Origin of the sequence: Actinokineospora iranica (assembly GCF_900101685.1) — a bacterium.
GTDB classification, from domain to species: Bacteria; Actinomycetota; Actinomycetes; order Mycobacteriales; family Pseudonocardiaceae; genus Actinokineospora; species Actinokineospora iranica.
This window is the reverse complement of record NZ_FMZZ01000007.1, coordinates 154,778-170,963: the sequence shown is the minus strand read 5'-3', so window position 1 is coordinate 170,963 and position 16,186 is coordinate 154,778. Positions and strand designations below refer to the sequence as shown.

Sequence of the window (16,186 nt, the reverse complement as noted above, 5' to 3'; positions counted from 1 at the left end):
GAATCTACGGGGTGGTCGCGACCAGCTCGCGCGCGGCGAGCCGTTGGAACTTGCCGCTGCTGGTGCGCGGGATGGCCCGGGGCGAGACCAGCCGGACGGTGACCGCGGCCAGGCCCAGCTCGGCGGACACCGCCGCGCGCAGAGCCGCGGCCAGGGCGTCGGCGTCGGCGCCCGCCGCCGCGGTCTCGGCGATGAGCAGGATCGACTCGGCTCCGTCCGGCGCGGCCACGGCGACGCACCGTCCTTTGTAGATTCCCGGGGTCCGGCGGGCGACGGCCTCGACATCCTGCGGGTAGTAGTTCGCGCCGCGCACGGTGATCATCTCCTTGCGCCGCCCGGTGACGAACACCTCGCCGTCGCGCCGGTAGCCGAGGTCTCCTGTGCGCAGCCAGCCGTCCACAAAGGATTCGTCGGTGCGGTCGACGGCGAGGTAGCCCGCGGTCACCGGGGCGCCCTGGATCAGGATCTCGCCGACTTGGCCGTCGGCGAGGTCGCCGCCAGCGTCGGGGTCGACAACGCGCAGCCGCACGCCTTTCACGGGTGCGCCGACGCCTGCTATCGCCCGCGCGCCCGGGGCGTCCGGCTCGACCGGGACGGCGCGGCCGCCGTCGGCGAGCTTGTCCCGGTCGACGTGCTCGAAGCGCGGTTCCCTGCCCAGCGGCGGGAAGCACACCGCCAGGGTCGCCTCGGCCATGCCGTAGACGCCGAACATGGTCTCCGGCGTGAACCCGCCGGGGGCGAACCGGTCGCAGAAGGCGCGCACCGCGTCGGCGGCGATCGGTTCGGCCCCGTTGAACGCGATCCGCCAGTGCGCCATGTCGAGTTCGGCGGCCTCGGTGTCGGTGAACGCGGCGGCGAGCTGGTCGTAGCCGAAGTTCGGCATCGCGGTGATCGTCGCGCCGCTGGCCAGGAACTCGCGCAGCCAGCGCGCCGGGTCCTTGATGAACGACAGCGGCGACCACACGAACGCGGGGATGCCGATGAGGACCGCGGACAGCGTCCCGAACAGGCCCATGTCGTGGAACAGCGGCAGCCAGAACCCGCCGCCGTCGCGCCGCCCGAGCGCGATGCCCTCACGGATCGCGGCGAGCCCGCTCACCACGTTGTCGTGGGTGAGCCGCACCCCCTTGGGCAGTGACGTGCTGCCGGAGGTGAACTGCACGATGGCCAGATCGCCGCCGCCGACCTCGGGCAGGCCGCCGTCGCCGCTCAGGCTGTCGGTGCTGATCAGCTCCAGGCCGGGCAGGGTGTCGGTGAGCCCGTCCGCGAGCGTGCCGAACCGGTGCGACACCAGGATTTTCCGCATCCCGGCCGCTTCGGCGATCGCGGTCAGCCGAGCGGGGTAGGCGCCCGCGTGGCGCATTCCCAGCGGCAGCGGCAGCGGGGTCGCCGCGCCGCCCGCCGCGCTCACCGCGAACAGGCTCACCAGGAACTCGGGCGCGTTGGGGCACAGGATGCCCACCGGCTCGCCGCGCGCCACGCCCAGCGCGAGCAACCCGGCGGCCATCGACCGGGCCGACGCGGCGAGGTCCCGGTAGGTGATGGATTCCTTCTCCGACGGGAACTCCGCGGTCACCTCCGGGTATGCCGCGGCCACCCGGTCCAGGATCGAGTGCAGCGTCTCCCCCGCCACCGGCTCGTCCACCGCGGGCGCGGTCACAGCGACCTCGTTCACTTCTGGCTCGTTCACCCACATCACCCCTTGCTCAGCGGAAGGAGACCGGCAGCGCGCGCGGGCCGCGCATGGACACGCTGGGCCGGTATTCGGGCTGCTCGGCGAGCAGCCGGTAGTCGGGCGCGCGCAGCATCAGCCGCTCGAAGAGCACTTCGCTCTCCAACCGGGCCAGCGGGGCGCCCAGGCAGAAGTGCGGGCCGTGGCTGAAGGCCAGGTGCCGCGCGGCGCCGCGGGCCGGGTCGAAGCGCAGCACGTCGAGCTGGTCGGGGTCGGCGAAGACCTCCGGGTCGCGGTTGGCCGACGCGGCGAGCAGGATCAGCCCGGTCCCGCGCGGCAGCGTGTGGCCCGCGAACTCCACGTCCCGCATCGCGACCCGGGTGGGGAACGGGACCGGGGTGTCGAAGCGCAGGAACTCTTCGACCGCGATCCGGCTCAGGCTCGGGTCCTCGCGCAGGATCGCGCGCTGCTCCGGCGCGCGGGCCAGGGCGAGGACCCCGCCCGCGATCAGGTTCATCGTGGTCTCGAAGCCCGCGATGAGCAGCAGCACGCCGATGTCCACGATCTCCTTGACGCTGAGCCGGTCGCCGCCCTCGGACACCGCGACCAAACCGCTGAGCAGGTCGGGTCCCGGCTCGCGTTCCCGCTCGGCGATCAGCGCGGCGAAGTACTCGGCGAACGCGGCGACGGCGACGCCGCGCGCCCGCTTCTCCTCGTCGGTGAGCAGGGCGTCCGGGTCGAGGCCGCGGCTGATCGCGGTCGCCCACTCGCCGAACACGCCGTGGTCGGCGGTGGGGACGCCGAGCAGTTCGCAGATCGTGGTCAGCGGCACCAGGTAGGCGACCTCGGCGACGAAGTCGACCTCCCCGGCGGCGATCGCGGCGTCGAGCAGGCCGTCGACGATCTCGGTCACCCTGGTCCGCAGCGCAGCCACCGCGCGCACGGTGAACGCCTTGCTGACCAGCGACCGCAGCCGGGTGTGGTCGGGCGGGTCCATCAGCAGGAAGGACCCGGGCAGCAGGTTCGGGTCCACGCCGGGGCGGAACGGGTTGATGCCGGAGAAGTAGCCGTGGCCGAAGGCGGGGTCGCCGAACACCGCGTCGCAGTCGGCGTAGCGCGGGACCAGGTGGATGCCGGGCACGTACTCGTGCAGCGGGCCCGACTCGCGCAGGGCGCGGTAGACGCCGGACGGGTCGGCCCGCGTCTCGGGGGCGAACACGGTCGAGGGGTCGAACACAGAGGCGGGGTCGATCGCGGTGGGCATCGCCGCTCCTCAGGCCTGGAACCGGGTGGGCAGCGCGGCCAGGCCGCGCACGACCAGGTTCGGCTTGTACGGCGGGGTGTCGGTCAGCGGTTCGAGCACGGACACCTTGCGCAGCAGCACTTCCAGCAGGATCTCCATCTCCAGCAGGGCCAGCGGGGCGCCCAGGCAGTAGTGGATGCCGAGGCTGAAGGCCAGGTGCCGGGGCGGCGGGTTGGTCCGGTCGTGGTAGCGCGTCACGTCGAGGCGGTCGGGGTCGGCGAACACGGTCTCGTCGCGGTTGCCGGAGTTGATCAGCACCACCACGCCGTCGCCGGGCTCGAAGTCGTGGCCCGCCACGGTCATCGGTTTGGTCGCCGAGCGGGTGGTGAGCTGCACGGGCGGCTCGAAGCGCAGCAGCTCGTCCACCGCGGCCGGGATCAGCTCGGGGCGCTCGCGCAGCAGGGCGAGCTGGTCGGGGTCGCGCATCAGCGCGAGCAGGCCGCTGCCGACGAGGTTCACCGTGGTCTCGTGGCCCGCGACGACCGTGGTGACGCAGGTGCTCAGCAGTTCGGTCTCGGTCAGCACGTCGCCGCGGTCCTCCACCGCCGACAGCGCGCTGAGCAGGTCGTCCTTCGGGTCGGTCTTGCGCTCGTCGATCAGTTCGCGGACATACGCCATGAACTCGCGCGCCGCGGTGCTGCGAGCCTCGTGCGACTCCGGCGTCATCAGCGGGTCCGGGTCGAAGCCGCGGGCCAGGTCCTGCGACCAGCGCTGCACGTCGGCGTGCAGCGCGGCGGGGATGCCGACCAGCTCGCAGACGATCGTCAGTGGCAGCGGGTAGCCGATCAGCTGGATCAGGTCGAACTCGCCCTCGGCAAGGGCCTGGTCCACAAGGGACTCCGCGAGCGCGGCGATCCTGGGCCGCAGCCGGGTCACCATGTTCGGCACGAACGCCTTGGACACCAGGGTGCGCAGCCGGGTGTGGTCGGGCGGGTCCATCCACAGGAACGAGGTCGGCATCTCCTCGGCCGCGTGCTCGGCCGCGACGCTCGGGTGCAGCTGCGCGGCCTCGTCGGCGTGGCTCCACGCGGTGTTCTGCAGCACCGCAGCGCAGTCGGCGTAGCGGGTGAGCAGGTGCAGCCCCAGCGGGGTGCGGTGCACCGGGCCAGCCGCCCGCAGCTCACCGGCCGGGGTGTACGGGTCCGGGCGGTTGTCCGGCAGGAACAGCCGGGCCATCGCGGAGTCGACCAAGCCCATCGCGGAGGTATTCATGCGACTGAGCACAGCAGCGATTAATGGCGCTGACATGAATTGCCCGTGAATGCCCGACATTTGTCCCGCACGATAGGGCCTGTCAATAGCGTCATCGTCCGTGGCGATGACCAAGACGCAATGGCGCGATTGGCCGCGCGCATTCTTGTTGACCCGGACGCGGTGCGGGTCGCACGATCACCGCGCACCCCCCACTTTTCCGGGAAGGCACCCCATGGCATCCGGCACCCATGCCGTCGTCCTCGGCGCGAGCATCGCGGGACTGCTCGCCGCCCGGGTACTGCACGAGCACTACGACCGGGTCACCGTCGTAGAACGCGACCGCCTGCCCGAGGCCGGACAGCGGCGCGGCGTGCCGCAGGGCAGGCACCTGCACGGCCTGATGGAGCGCGGCCGCTCGATCATGGAGTCGCTCTACCCCGGGCTGACCGACGAGGTGAGCAGGCTCGGCGCGCCCACCACCGAGGTGCTGGTCCGGTCCCGCTGGTACCTCAGCGGGCTGCGCGCCCACCCCACCCCGACCGGCCTGACCACCCTGCTGGCGAGCAGGCCGCTGCTGGAGACCGAGATCCGCAGGCGCACCTCGGCCCTGGGCGTGCGCTTGCGCGAGCGGACCGCGGCCGTCGGCCTGCTCACCTCGGCGGGAAAGGTCACCGGCGTCGAGGTGACCGACAACGAGATGGCCGACGGGCGGACCGAGGCCATCGCCGCCGACCTCGTGGTCGACGCCACCGGCCGGGCTTCCCGCGCCCCGGACTGGCTGGCCGCGATGGGCGCCGCCGTGCCGGGCGAGGACCGGGTCGATGTGGACCTCGGGTACGCCTCGCGCACCTATCGCCGCAGGCCGGAGCACCTGGACGGGGACTACGGGGTGGTCATCTCGACCATGCCGGGCAGGCGCGGCGGCGGCGCGATCCGGCTGGAGGGCGACCGCTGGCACGTCACCCTCGGCGGGATGCTCGGCGACCACCCGCCCACCGACCACGACGGGTTCACCGCGTTCGCCGCGACGCTGCCGGTGCCCGACATCCACCGCATCGTCTCCGTCGCCGAACCGCTGGACGACGCCGTCCCGCACCGCTTCCGCGGCTCGCTGCGCCGCTACTACGAGCGCCTGGCGTCGCCGCCCGCGGGCTTCCTCGTCGTCGGCGACGCGCTGTGCAGCTTCAACCCGCTCTACGCCCAGGGCATGACGGTGGCGGCCCAGCAGGCGCTGGCGCTGCGCGAGTGCCTGCCGGACACCGGCGGCGACCTGCCCGCCCGCTTCTACGCCAAGGCCGCGCGGCTGGTCGACATCGCCTGGCAGATGTCCACCAACTCCGACCTCAACCACCCCGGCGTCGTCGGCGACCGGACCCTGCGCACGCGACTGGTGAACAGCTACGTGACCCGGGCGCACCGGGCGGCGCACATCGACCCGGCGGTGTCGCGCACCTTCATGCGGCTGGCGAACCTGGTCGAGTCGCCGACCGCGCTCATGCGCCCGGCGATGATCGCCCGGGTGCTGTGGCAGAGCACCCGAAATGTTCACCACGAATTGGTCCCGGTCCCGGCGAGGCGACCGGGAGAATAACGCCAGACTCGCCCAAGATTTCCGCCCTTTCGGGCTGGACTATTCCCGCGGTGCGCTTTCCACCGAATCGGAGTCGCAAAAGTGAGCGAACACCAGACCGAGGGGCTTACCCCGGTGCAGCTTGCCGTCGTCGAGAGCGTCGCGCCGAATTGGCGGCACGACCCGTACCGCAGTTACGACGTGCTGCGCGCGGCCGGGCCGTTCATCCCCGGCCCGATGGACACCCAGCTCGTGCCGCGCTACCGCGAGGCCGACCTGATCATGCAGAACCCGGACTGGAGCCACGCGGAGGAGTCCGAGCTGCTGCACCCGGACAGCGACGTCGAGCTGCCCGGGTCGTTCCTGTGGATGGAGCCGCCGGACCACACCCGGCTGCGCGGCCTGGTGAGCAAGGCGTTCACCATGCGCACCGTCGAGGGCCTGCGCGCGCGTACCGAGCAGGTCGTGGCCGACCTGATGGACAAGATGCTCGCCGAGGGCTCCGACACCGAGGTCGACCTGCTGGAGTCGCTGGCGTACCCGCTGCCGCTGACCATGGTCTGCGAGCTGCTCGGCGTGCCAGCCGAGGCGCACGACGAGATCCGGCACATGTCCGCGGCCATCGCCCGCGGCCTCGACCCGGACGCGCTGCTGTCCCCGGACGAGCTGGCCGCGCGCACCAAGGCGGTGCACGCGTTCACCGACTTCTTCAGCGACCTGGTCGCCCAGCGCCGCAAGGACCCCCGCGACGACCTGATCACCCGGCTGGCCCAGGCCGAGGCCGAAGGCGCCCGGATGACCCCGACCGAGCTGCTGGGCACGCTGCTGATCCTGGTCGTGGCCGGGCACGAGACCACGGTCAACCTGATCGGCAACGGCGTGCTGGCCCTGATCCGCAACCCCGACCAGTTCGCCGCGCTCAAGGCCGATCCCGACCTCGCCGCGCCCGCCGCCGACGAGATCCTGCGCTACGACGCGCCGGTGCACCTGACCACCCGCACCGCCCGCAAGGAGATCACCGTCTCCGGGCGCGTGTTCGCCCCGGGCGAGAGCGTGATCGTGCTGTTCGGCTCGGCCAACCGCGACCCGGAGGCGTTCGCCGACCCCGACCGCCTCGACCTGACCCGCTACGGCGCGGGCAAGCGGGTCAACCGGCACCTGTCGTTCGGCCTGGGGCTGCACTACTGCATCGGCGCGCCGCTGGCCCGGCTGGAGATGGAGCTGTCGCTGCGCGCGATCGCCTCGCGCGTCAAGGAGTTCACCCTGCGCGCCGACCCGCCGCCGTACCGCCCGAACCTGGTGGTGCGGGGCATGTCGGAACTGTTCGTCCGTGTCGAGGCTCAGGAGTCGTGATGAGTGCCCCCTCCGTCGAGGCCTTCTGGGTCGATGACCACGCCAACCCCTATCCCAGCTACGACCGGCTGCGCGCGGACGCGCTCGTGCCGCACCTGCTCGACGACGTGCCGGTCACCCTGATCACCCGGTACGAGGAATGCGCCGAGGTGCTGACCGGCGCGGACTGGGGCCACGGCTACGCCGAGGGCATCAGCCCGTTCCGGGACACGGTCGCGGCGATCCCCGGCTCGTTCGTGCGCATGGACCCGCCCGAGCACGGGCGGCTGCGCGGCCTGGTCAACAAGGCGTTCACCCCGCGCACGGTCGCGGACATGGTGCCGCTGGCCCAGTCCGTTGTGGACGAACTGGTGACCGAAGGCCTGCGGCGCGGCGAGATCGATGTCCTCACTGGACTCGCGGTGCCGCTCGCGGTCGCCATGATCCCCGGGCGGCTGCTGGGCGCGCCGGTGGCCGACGGCCCGCTGTTCCGCAAGTGGCAGCTCGCCATCGCCCGCGGCAGCGACCCCGACCACCTGCTCGGCCCCGCCGACATCGCCGCCCGGTCCGCCGCAGCGCAGGAGTGCCTGGCCTACTTCCACGGCCTCATCACCGCCAAGCGCGCCGACCCGACCCCGGATCTGCTCAGCGAGCTGATCGCGGTCGAGCAGGCGGGCGACCAGCTCGCCGAGCGGGAGATCCTGGGCCTGTGCGTGCTGCTGCTGGTGGCGGGCATGGAGACATCGATCAACCTGATCGGCAACGGGATGCTCGCCCTGCTGCGCAATCCCGACCAGCTCGCCCTGCTGCGCGAGCGCCCGGAGCTGATGGCGTCGGCCATCGACGAGATGCTCCGCTACGACGCCCCGACCCAGTTCACGATCCGGGTCGCCCTGGCCGACACCACGGTCGGCGGGCACCGGTTCAAGCGCGGCGACGGCGTGGTCGTGCTGACCGCCTCCGCCAGCCGCGACCCGCTGGTCTACCCGAACGCCGACACGTTCGACATCACCCGGTACGACGGCAAGCACCCGGCCCGCAGGCACCTCGGTTTCAGCCTGGGCCTGCACTACTGCGTGGGCGCCCCACTGGCCAGGATCGAGGCGGAAGCGGCGTTCCGCGCCCTGCTCGACCGCGCGCCCGAACTGTCACTGGCCACCGAGACGGTGGAGTACCAGCCCAGCCTCATCCACCGCGGGATCTTGTCCCTGCCGGTGCGGCTGTCCTGAGACACCGCTCGCGCCCCGAAATCCGGCTTCGGGGCGCGAGCGGTCGCCAAGGGCTGGTTGTGGATCATGCCCGGTCCGACGGCGGGTCCTCCGTCGATCGTCCGGCCCGAGCCGGGCGGTCCGCCGGGGGTGCGCGAAGTCGATCTCGGTGGGCACGAACGGCGCTGCCGTGCCGCCGCGCGTGAGTTCGCACCCTGATTCCCCCACCTCGCAAAACAGACCGAGCTTTCTATCATTCCCGGCGAAATTTCACCGAATCCTCCGACTCGTTCTGCGGGACGTCGCCGCCCGTTTTACGGTCGATATCGTTTGTGCTCCCAGGTGATCACGGGCGGTGGCGATGACCGGCGAAGGCCGACCGAACAGCGGAATCTCCCGGCGGGAATTGCTGGCCGGAATGGCGGGCGTGCTGGCGGTGGCGCCGTTCGTCGGCGGAGCGTCCGCCGAGGCAGTCGTCCTGCCGCCGATCCGGGACACCTTCCACGGGCTGTCGGCGTTCCTCGTCCCGGGGCGGGACCGGTTCTCCGCGCACCAGGGGCGGACCTCGGCGACACCGGGCGGAGTCGAGGCGGGCACAGCGGCGCCGCTGGAGCGCACCTACGACCAGGCCATCCCCTTTCCCTTGGTGGGGCGGCCTTTCGACCTGGACCTGCCGGGCGCCGCGGCGATCGCGGCGATCCTCAACCTGACCGCGGTGGCGGTGGACCCACTGGCCGCGGTCGGTCCGTTCGCCGCCGCGTTCGCGAATCTGTCGTTCGAGCGGAAGGCCGAGGTTTTCGCCAGGCTGGAGCGCCCCGGCTTGGCCGACGGCACGCCGGTTCGGTTCCTCATCAACACGATTCCCACGCTGGCCGCCTTCATCGCGTACTCCGAGGCGCCGGTGTTCGACCGGGCGACCGGGCGACTCACCGCGGTTCCGGTCGGCTGGCAACTGTCGGGCTACGACGGTGTCGGCGACGGGTGGGCGGAGTTCCAGGGCTACTACCGCGGCATCGACCGGGTCACGGACTGAGGAGGGCGTTGTGCGAGACGTCGTGGTGGTCGGCGCGGGCGGCGGCGGGCCGGTGGTGGCCAAGGAACTGGCCGCCCGGGGGCTCGACGTGCTGGTGCTGGAGGCCGGGGCCCGCCATCTGCGGCCCGAGCAGGAATGGACGCGACTGGAGGACGACACGAACAACCCCATCACCGGCCTGCTGCGTCCCGGCCCGTCCCGCCGGGACGAGGCGTTCTGGCCGCGGGATTTCCCGCAGAACTCGTTCGCGTTGCAGATAGCCGGGGTCGGCGGCACGACGCTGCACTATTTCGGCAACTGCCCGCGCCCCGCGCCCGGCGTGTTCAGCGGTTATTCCGGAGCCGACCGGGACAATTACGACACCGCCCACCTGTTCCCGTTCACCTATGCCGAGTTCCGCCCGTATCTGGAATGGTGCGAAGAGACGTTGCCGGTGCGGACCGCGCCGATGGGCACCAAGGAGGCGGTGTTCTTCCGCGGCGCGGAACGCCTCGGATTGCCGCATCAGACCACAAAGGACGTGCGGGGACCGGCTTACCGGGCCCAGGAGAACGCGATCCTGCAACCGCGGGGCACCGCGGGCCGCACGTCCGACCCGCTGCGGCTGCGCTACCCCGAGGCGCGCGGCTGCACGTTCTGCGGCCACTGCTACCAGGGCTGCCTGGAACCGCGGCACGCGCCGCGCAACCTCAAGGCCCGCCGCTCCACGGACAACTCCTACGTCCCGATGATGCTCACCGCCGACGCGTGGTCCCCCGGTGGACGCGCGGCCGAGCTGATCAGCGACGCGTACGTCGTGCGTGTCCTCACCGACCGACAGGGCTCCAGGACCACCGCGCGCGGCGTCGTCTACCGCACCCCCGACGGGACCCTGCACACCGTGGAGGCCGCGGTGGTGGTCCTCGCGGGCGGCTGTGTCGAGAACCCGAGGCTGTGGCTCACCAGCGGCCTGCCCAACCCCAACGACTGGGTCGGCCGCGGCCTCACCGAGCACCACCTCGACTGGGTCGTCGGCGTCTTCGACGAGTACACCGGCGCGACCAAGGGCGCGGGCTCCAACGCGCGGTGCGACTTCCCCGGCCGCGGCGGGGTGGAGAACGTCTGCCTGCCGCCCGCGCTGCAGAGCTTCGCCATGACCTACAGCGACTCCGGCATCGCGGGCTTCTACGACAACGGCAGCGGCATCGGCCCCCAGGGCGCGGACACCGTGGGCAGGCTGGTCGGCGAGGACCTCAAGACCGCCCTCGCCGACGTCGACCGCCTGCTCACCGCCCTGGTCGTCACCGACGACGACGTCGAGCCCGCGAACCGCGTCACTCTCTCCCCGTTCCTGCCCCCGGACCCGCACGGCCCGGTCCCGCGGGTCGAGATCCGGCACCGCGACCGCGGCGCGCGCACCCGCCGCAACCGCGAGCACCTGGCCGCCCGCGCGGTGGAGCTGCTGCGCGCCGCGGGCACCCGCCGGGTGCACCGCATGGACTGGCCCCCGCTGCTGCTGCACATGCAGTCCAGCATGCGCATGGGCGCCGACGCCGCGGACTCCGTCCTCGACCCGGACGGCCAGGCCCGCTGGGTCCACCGGCTCTACATCGCCGACAACTCCGCCCTGCCCAACTCCGTGGGCGGCGCCAACCCCACCCTCAGCACCCAGGCCCTGGCGACCCGCACCGCGGAGAAGATCTTCCAGCGCCATTTCGGCGGCTCCCCCTGGGTGCGCGCCGAGTCCCCGGTGTGCTCGACGGACGACCGGGTGACCCAGGCCGTGATCGACCGCGGCCTCTGATCCCTGGCCGCCCGATCAGCCCGCGGTGGTCTTGGCGCGCAGCCTGCGCAGGCAGAAGGCGAACCACACCATGCCGACACCGCGCACCAACAGCGCCAGTCCCAGCCAGATCGCCAGGGTCAGGATCGTCAGACCGGGCAGCGCCAGCGCGACCAGGCCGACCACGAAGGTCAGCACGCCCAGCGCCACCCACAGCCCCCACATCGGCAGCCGCCCGCGCCACGACACCGACGCGCCGATCTGCACGACGCCGCCCGCGACGAACCCGATGCCGACCCACACCGCCACGGCCAGCAGGGTGATGTCCGGCCACACCAGGGCGACGACGCCGAGCACCAGCCACAGCGCGCCGAGGACATAGGAGGGCCACATGGCGTGGTAGCGGTCGGCGGTGACGATCTCGGCCACCCCGTCCACGATCAGCGCGATCGCCACCAGCACGGCCAGCGTCCCCACCGCGGCGGCGAGGTCCGCCAGGAGCAGCACGCCCAGCACCGCCACCGCGAACCCCAGCAGGGCGACCACCCACCAGCGCCCGGTGATCTTGTGCAGGGCGCGGACGGACTCCTGGTCGAACGACACCGAGAACGCGCGGGGCGGGACCACCGTCATGTCGGCTCCTCCTTTGTCCACGTCGAGGATGGGGGCCATCCCCCGCCCCCGCCAGCCGAGTCCGCCACGCGAGTGATCAGCCCGTGCGCGAGCCGAACACCGCCGACCCCGAATCGGAACCAGCACGCGACCGGAGCGGCCACCGAAAACCTCGACTCGGCACTGCCTAGCGGAGGTCGATCTCGCTCTTCTTCCCCACCTCGCCGTGGGGCTCGCCATCGACGCGGATCTCGGAACCTTCCGTGGTGGGGAGGACGAAGGTGCCGTCGGGGCGGACCTGGGTGGCGCCGTGGTCCGTGGCGATCACGGTGCCCGCCGGGGCGGGGCTGTGGCCGCCGACGAACAGGCGGGGGGCGGGGTCGGCGCCGTCGGGGGTGGCGGTGATGGAGTAGCGCAGGACCGGTGGGCCCGCGGGGACCAGCAGGGCGATGTCGACGGTCGCGGTGGCCGTGACGTCCAGGCCGGGTTTGAGCTGGCCGCCGAGGCGGACCAGAAGTCCGAGTTCTCCCCGGCGCCGCCTGCCGCAAGGGTGATCTTGGGGATCGGCTTCACCGCGCGGTAGGCCTCGTGCAGGTAGCGGTCGTCGAGTTCGGGGACGCGCGGGAGGGCGGCCATGGTGGCGCCGAGCAGGGCGTGCTCGTCGCCGATGTCGGAGGTCCACCCGGTGATCAGGTAGCGGCAGTCCACCTGGGGCAGGGGCGGGCGCTGCCGGACCCGGCCGTCGGCGTCGCGGACCGTTTCCACGCCGAGGTCGCGGGCGGAGAGGTTGCGGCGGACGTCCCACAGGTACAGGTTGACCGTGGGGCGGGAGACGCGGGCCGACCATTCCTTGTCCGGGGCCGCGAAGACGATGTCGATCTCACTGCGCGGCAGTGGGACCTCCGCGCGCAGGAACTCCTCCAGCGACTCATCGAGCAGGTGCAGCATCGTCGTCCCCGTTCACCGGGTGGAAGTAGCGGCCGAACTCCGACTCGGTGCGCAGCCTGCCGAGCTTCTGGAACTCGCGTTTCACGGCCAGCACCACCCGTTCCATGGTGATCGGCCCGCCCGCGTCCGCGGCGAGGAAGGCCGCGCCGAGGAACGCGTTGTGGATGACGCCGGTGATCCGGAACTGCTTGGCGAGGAAGTCGAAGTCCAGGTCGGCCACGGGTGCCCCGGGCGGGAACAAGCGCTGCCAGATCGGCTTGCGCTGCGCCTCCCCCGGCGGCTCGAACGCGACCGTGACCGCGATCCGGCGCTGGAACGCGTCATCGATGTTGCGTTGCGGGTTGGTGGCCATGACGACCAGCCCGGGGTAGGACTCCAGGCGCCGCAACAGGTACGCGACCTCGATGTCGGCGTACCGGTCGTGCGCGTCGGCGACCTCGGAGCGCTTGCCGAACAGCGCGTCGGCCTCGTCGAAGAACAGCACCAGGTCACCCGCCTCGCCACCCCGTCGGACCTCGCCGGAGAACGAGAGCTGACGCCGTAGCGGCTGTCCGAGTCGCGGGACGGGGTGGGTTCACCCGTTGGCGCAAATCGGTTGCTGGTGGGTGCGGGTTGCTGCTGTGCTGGTGGGCGGTCAGCCGATATCCAGTGAGCAGGAGAAGCAGATGCGCCGAGCTTTCGTGTCCATCCAGGAAGGAACACACACCCATCCACAGGACATGAGGCTTGATGCGTACGGTGAACTTGGGGATTGTGGCGCATGTCGACGCCGGTAAGACCAGTTTGACCGAGCGGCTGTTGTATGCCGCCGGGGTCATCGATGCGGTGGGAAGTGTCGATGAGGGCAGCACACGGACCGACACGCTGGAGTTGGAGCGGCGGCGGGGGATCACGATCAAGTCGGCGGTGGTGTCGTTCGTCGTGGACGGGGTCACGGTCAATTTGATCGACACGCCGGGGCATCCGGATTTCATCGCCGAGGTGGAGCGGGTGCTCACGGTGCTCGACGGGGCCGTGCTGGTCGTGTCCGCTGTGGAGGGTGTGCAGGCGCGGACACGGGTGCTCATGCGGACTCTGCGGCGGCTGCGCATTCCGACGCTCGTCTTCGTGAACAAGATCGACCGCCGGGGAGCGCGGTGCGACGCCGCCGAGAAGCTGGGGGCCACGGTCCCGATGGGCTCGGTGAGCGGGCTGGGCACGCGCGGCGCGCGGTATCTGCCGTTCGGGGCGGGTGAACTGCCAGCGGATGCGCTCGCCGAGAACTCCGACGCGTTCCTGGCCGCCTACCTCGACGGCGAGGTCGGCGGGGTGCGCGACGAACTCAGGGCGCAGACGGGGCGGGCGGTGGCGCACCCGGTGTTCTTCGGCTCGGCGATCACCGGCGCTGGGGTGGCCGAGTTGATCTCAGGGGTCACCGGGTTGCTGCCCGCCAAGGAAAGCGACGCCGACGGGCCGGTCACGGGCACGGTGTTCAAGGTCGAGCGGGGCCCGGCCGGGGAGAAAATCGCCTACGCACGCCTGTTCTCGGGCACGGTGCGGACGCGGGAGCGGCTGCGGGTTGGGGACAAAATCGCGAAGGTGACCGGGATCAGCGTGTTCGAGCGGGGTTCGGCCGTGCGGCGGGACAGTGTCGAGGCGGGACGAATCGGGAAGCTCTGGGGCCTGGACGACGTCCGCGTCGGCGACCCGATCGGGGTTCCGGAAACGGCTCAGGACAACGCCTTCTTCGCTCCACCGACCCTGGAGACCGTCGTCGTTCCGTGTCACGAGCCCGACCGGGGCGCGCTGCACGTCGCGCTCACCCGACTGGCCGAGCAGGACCCGCTGATCAACCTGCGGTACGACGGGGCTCGGCGGGAGTTCTCCGTGTCCCTCTACGGCGAGGTGCAGAAGGAAGTCATCCAGGCGACGCTCGCCGACGAGTTCGGCGTCGAGGCAGCCTTCCACGAGACGACGACCGTCCACATTGAACGGCTCGTGGGCTCCGGCGCTGCTGTGGAGTTCATCGGCAAGGAGCCCAACCCGTTCCTCGCGACCGTCGGGCTGCGCGTCGACCCGGCTCCGGCGGGCGCGGGCGTCGAGTTCCGGCTGGGCGTCGAACTCGGGTCGATGCCGTTCGCGTTCTTCACCGCGGTGGCGGAAACCGTGCGGGAGACGCTGGGTCAAGGACCGCACGGGTGGGAGATTCCCGATTGCGTGGTCACCATGACGCATTCCGGTTACGCCGCACGGCAAAGCCACTCGGGCGCGACCTTCGACAAGAGCATGTCCAGCACCGCGGGGGACTTCCGCGACCTCACACCGCTGGTCCTGATGACCGCGCTGCGGCAGGCCGGAACCGTCGTGCATGAGCCACTGCACCGCTTCCACCTCGACATCCCCGCCGACACGCTCGGCGCGGTCCTGCCCGTGGTCGCCCGGTTGCGCGGTGTCCCCCGCGACCAGACTCCGCGCGGGTCGTCGTACCTGGTCGCGGGAGTCCTCCCAGCGGCCAAAGTGCACGAGCTGGAGTCGCTGCTGCCCGGCTTGACCCGGGGCGAGGCCGTTCTGGAGTGCGCGTTCGACCACTACCAGCCAATCCAGGGGCCGATCCCCACCCGGGCGCGGTCGGACAACAATCCGCTCGACCGCAAGGAATACCTGATGCGCACACTCCGCCGCGTCTAGCGCTGGAGCGGTAGGTAGCACCGCTTGCCGGGGTGCTCCACATCGCTGACGTGGAAGGCGAGAACCTTGGGCACGGCGGGCCGACGCCGAGTCGGGCCGCGTGGGTAGCCGGGGAGGCCCGACCGGGTGGCCCACAGCAGGGGTGGACCACCCGGTCGGGGCCGTCGGGGGAACGGGCGGGGAGCGCGGGGGCGCGGCGGGCGGGGCCAAGCCGAGGCCGTCGGCCAGGTCGTGGGGTGGACCAGGGGCTCCGCGACGCCGGTGGCGGCGAAACCGGTGGTCACGTGTTCGGCGGTTCTAGCAGGTCCAGTCCGAGGAGCCCGCCTTGCCGTCCCAGGCCTTCGGGGGGCCTGTCGGAGGGCGGGGGTCGGTCATGGGCGCGCGGTGTGCGGGCGGGCTGCTCGTCCAGGCGGGCGCGGGCGGGGGATTCCCGCGCCGCGAGCACGAGGGGGTCCGGGGAGCGCGGGGTCACCAGGGGCTGGTGAAGACAGGTCGTCGGTGGCGACCCTGGCTCGCGGACTGGTCAGGCCGCCTGGGCCAGTTCGCCCAGCATGGACATTCCGGCCGCGGTGATGCGGACCCGGCGGGCGAAGGGGTCGGTGCGGGCCTCGACGGCGATGAGGCCGCCGGAGGTCAGCGAGTAGAGGGCCTGGGTCTCCCAAGGGGACACCACGCCCGCCTCGGAGCCGTCCTGACCGCGCCAGCGGTAACCGGCGGGGCCGCCCCACAGTCCGGTGTGGTACAGCAGCTGTCCGGCGGCGACGTGGCGGAGAGCTTGTCTTTCCTGTTCGGTCATTTCACACCTCACATCTCGGGTTGTGTCAAGAGTGCGCTCGTGTGGCGTGCCGAACATCGGGAGAACTACCTATCCGGGTACCGAAACCG

At 71.8% G+C, this 16,186-nt stretch carries 14 protein-coding genes; 6 read left to right on the top strand and 8 right to left on the bottom strand.

Annotation, left to right across the window (positions count from 1 at the left end; translation table 11 throughout):
- Positions 1 to 4 precede the first annotated feature (4 nt).
- From BLS56_RS16265 to BLS56_RS16255, 3 genes are read right to left on the bottom strand one after another with little or no spacing between them, the layout of a single operon-like run.
- Entirely contained in the window at positions 5 to 1,690 is a 1,686-nt protein-coding gene (locus tag BLS56_RS16265) for an AMP-binding protein (protein ID WP_228771681.1), read from the bottom strand.
- Between the two features lie 16 nt (positions 1,691 to 1,706).
- Positions 1,707 to 2,936: a cytochrome P450 gene (locus BLS56_RS16260; protein ID WP_091451273.1), complete on the bottom strand. Its 1,230-nt coding sequence runs from the start codon at positions 2,934 to 2,936 to the stop codon at positions 1,707 to 1,709.
- Between the two features lie 9 nt (positions 2,937 to 2,945).
- Positions 2,946 to 4,187, bottom strand: coding sequence for a cytochrome P450 (locus tag BLS56_RS16255; protein WP_091451269.1), 1,242 nt, complete (start codon positions 4,185 to 4,187; stop codon positions 2,946 to 2,948).
- A gap of 214 nt (positions 4,188 to 4,401) precedes the next feature.
- Between BLS56_RS16255 and BLS56_RS16250 the strand changes: the two genes are divergently transcribed.
- The 5 genes from BLS56_RS16250 to BLS56_RS16230 all read left to right on the top strand — a co-directional run bounded on the left by BLS56_RS16250 (position 4,402) and on the right by BLS56_RS16230 (position 11,095).
- Positions 4,402 to 5,760 (top strand): NAD(P)/FAD-dependent oxidoreductase, encoded by a 1,359-nt coding sequence (locus tag BLS56_RS16250; RefSeq protein WP_139190737.1) that lies wholly within the window; start codon positions 4,402 to 4,404, stop codon positions 5,758 to 5,760.
- Positions 5,761 to 5,841: 81 nt separating this feature from the next.
- Complete coding sequence (locus BLS56_RS16245; RefSeq protein WP_091451268.1) at positions 5,842 to 7,092, top strand: cytochrome P450; 1,251 nt, start codon at positions 5,842 to 5,844, stop codon at positions 7,090 to 7,092.
- On the top strand, positions 7,092 to 8,300 hold the full coding sequence (locus tag BLS56_RS16240; RefSeq protein ID WP_091451264.1) for a cytochrome P450: 1,209 nt from the start codon (positions 7,092 to 7,094) through the stop codon (positions 8,298 to 8,300). The genes BLS56_RS16245 and BLS56_RS16240 overlap by 1 nt, the downstream gene beginning before the upstream one ends.
- 340 nt (positions 8,301 to 8,640) lie before the next feature.
- Positions 8,641 to 9,312 carry a hypothetical protein gene (locus tag BLS56_RS16235; RefSeq protein WP_091451660.1) on the top strand — a complete coding sequence of 224 codons (672 nt, stop codon included), beginning with the start codon at positions 8,641 to 8,643 and terminating at the stop codon, positions 9,310 to 9,312.
- 10 nt (positions 9,313 to 9,322) lie between these two features.
- On the top strand, positions 9,323 to 11,095 hold the full coding sequence (locus tag BLS56_RS16230) for a GMC family oxidoreductase N-terminal domain-containing protein (protein WP_091451261.1): 1,773 nt from the start codon (positions 9,323 to 9,325) through the stop codon (positions 11,093 to 11,095).
- A gap of 15 nt (positions 11,096 to 11,110) precedes the next feature.
- On the opposite strand, the gene BLS56_RS16225 is transcribed toward BLS56_RS16230, so the two are convergent.
- From BLS56_RS16225 to BLS56_RS16215, 4 genes are all read right to left on the bottom strand, one after another.
- Positions 11,111 to 11,707, bottom strand: coding sequence for an HdeD family acid-resistance protein (locus BLS56_RS16225; protein WP_091451259.1), 597 nt, complete (start codon positions 11,705 to 11,707; stop codon positions 11,111 to 11,113).
- A 166-nt stretch (positions 11,708 to 11,873) separates the two neighbouring features.
- On the bottom strand, positions 11,874 to 12,014 hold the full coding sequence (locus BLS56_RS32305; protein ID WP_228771680.1) for a hypothetical protein: 141 nt from the start codon (positions 12,012 to 12,014) through the stop codon (positions 11,874 to 11,876).
- Positions 12,011 to 12,634: a DUF4255 domain-containing protein gene (locus BLS56_RS16220; RefSeq protein ID WP_228771679.1), complete on the bottom strand. Its 624-nt coding sequence runs from the start codon at positions 12,632 to 12,634 to the stop codon at positions 12,011 to 12,013. Before BLS56_RS16220 ends, BLS56_RS32305 begins: the two co-directional genes overlap by 4 nt.
- Positions 12,615 to 13,118, bottom strand: coding sequence for an AAA family ATPase (locus tag BLS56_RS16215; protein ID WP_228771678.1), 504 nt, complete (start codon positions 13,116 to 13,118; stop codon positions 12,615 to 12,617). Before BLS56_RS16215 ends, BLS56_RS16220 begins: the two co-directional genes overlap by 20 nt.
- Positions 13,119 to 13,363: 245 nt before the next feature.
- Here BLS56_RS16215 and BLS56_RS16210 point away from each other — a divergent pair, with 245 nt between their 5' ends.
- Positions 13,364 to 15,301 (top strand): elongation factor G, encoded by a 1,938-nt coding sequence (locus BLS56_RS16210; RefSeq protein ID WP_175482867.1) that lies wholly within the window; start codon positions 13,364 to 13,366, stop codon positions 15,299 to 15,301.
- Positions 15,302 to 15,824: 523 nt separating this feature from the next.
- On the opposite strand, the gene BLS56_RS16205 is transcribed toward BLS56_RS16210, so the two are convergent.
- Positions 15,825 to 16,097, bottom strand: a complete 273-nt coding sequence (locus BLS56_RS16205) for a hypothetical protein (protein WP_091451251.1) — start codon at positions 16,095 to 16,097, stop codon at positions 15,825 to 15,827.
- Positions 16,098 to 16,186: the final 89 nt, after the last annotated feature.

Coding starts and splice junctions, on each gene's coding strand:
- BLS56_RS16260 (WP_091451273.1), bottom strand. CDS start 2,936: ATGCCCACCGCGATCGACCCCGCCTCTGTGTTCGACCCCTCGACCGTG.
- BLS56_RS16255 (WP_091451269.1), bottom strand. CDS start 4,187: ATGAATACCTCCGCGATGGGCTTGGTCGACTCCGCGATGGCCCGGCTG.
- BLS56_RS16250 (WP_139190737.1), top strand. CDS start 4,402: ATGGCATCCGGCACCCATGCCGTCGTCCTCGGCGCGAGCATCGCGGGA.
- BLS56_RS16240 (WP_091451264.1), top strand. CDS start 7,092: ATGAGTGCCCCCTCCGTCGAGGCCTTCTGGGTCGATGACCACGCCAAC.
- BLS56_RS16235 (WP_091451660.1), top strand. CDS start 8,641: ATGACCGGCGAAGGCCGACCGAACAGCGGAATCTCCCGGCGGGAATTG.
- BLS56_RS16225 (WP_091451259.1), bottom strand. CDS start 11,707: ATGACGGTGGTCCCGCCCCGCGCGTTCTCGGTGTCGTTCGACCAGGAG.
- BLS56_RS16220 (WP_228771679.1), bottom strand. CDS start 12,634: ATGCTGCACCTGCTCGATGAGTCGCTGGAGGAGTTCCTGCGCGCGGAG.
- BLS56_RS16210 (WP_175482867.1), top strand. CDS start 13,364: ATGCGTACGGTGAACTTGGGGATTGTGGCGCATGTCGACGCCGGTAAG.
- BLS56_RS16205 (WP_091451251.1), bottom strand. CDS start 16,097: ATGACCGAACAGGAAAGACAAGCTCTCCGCCACGTCGCCGCCGGACAG.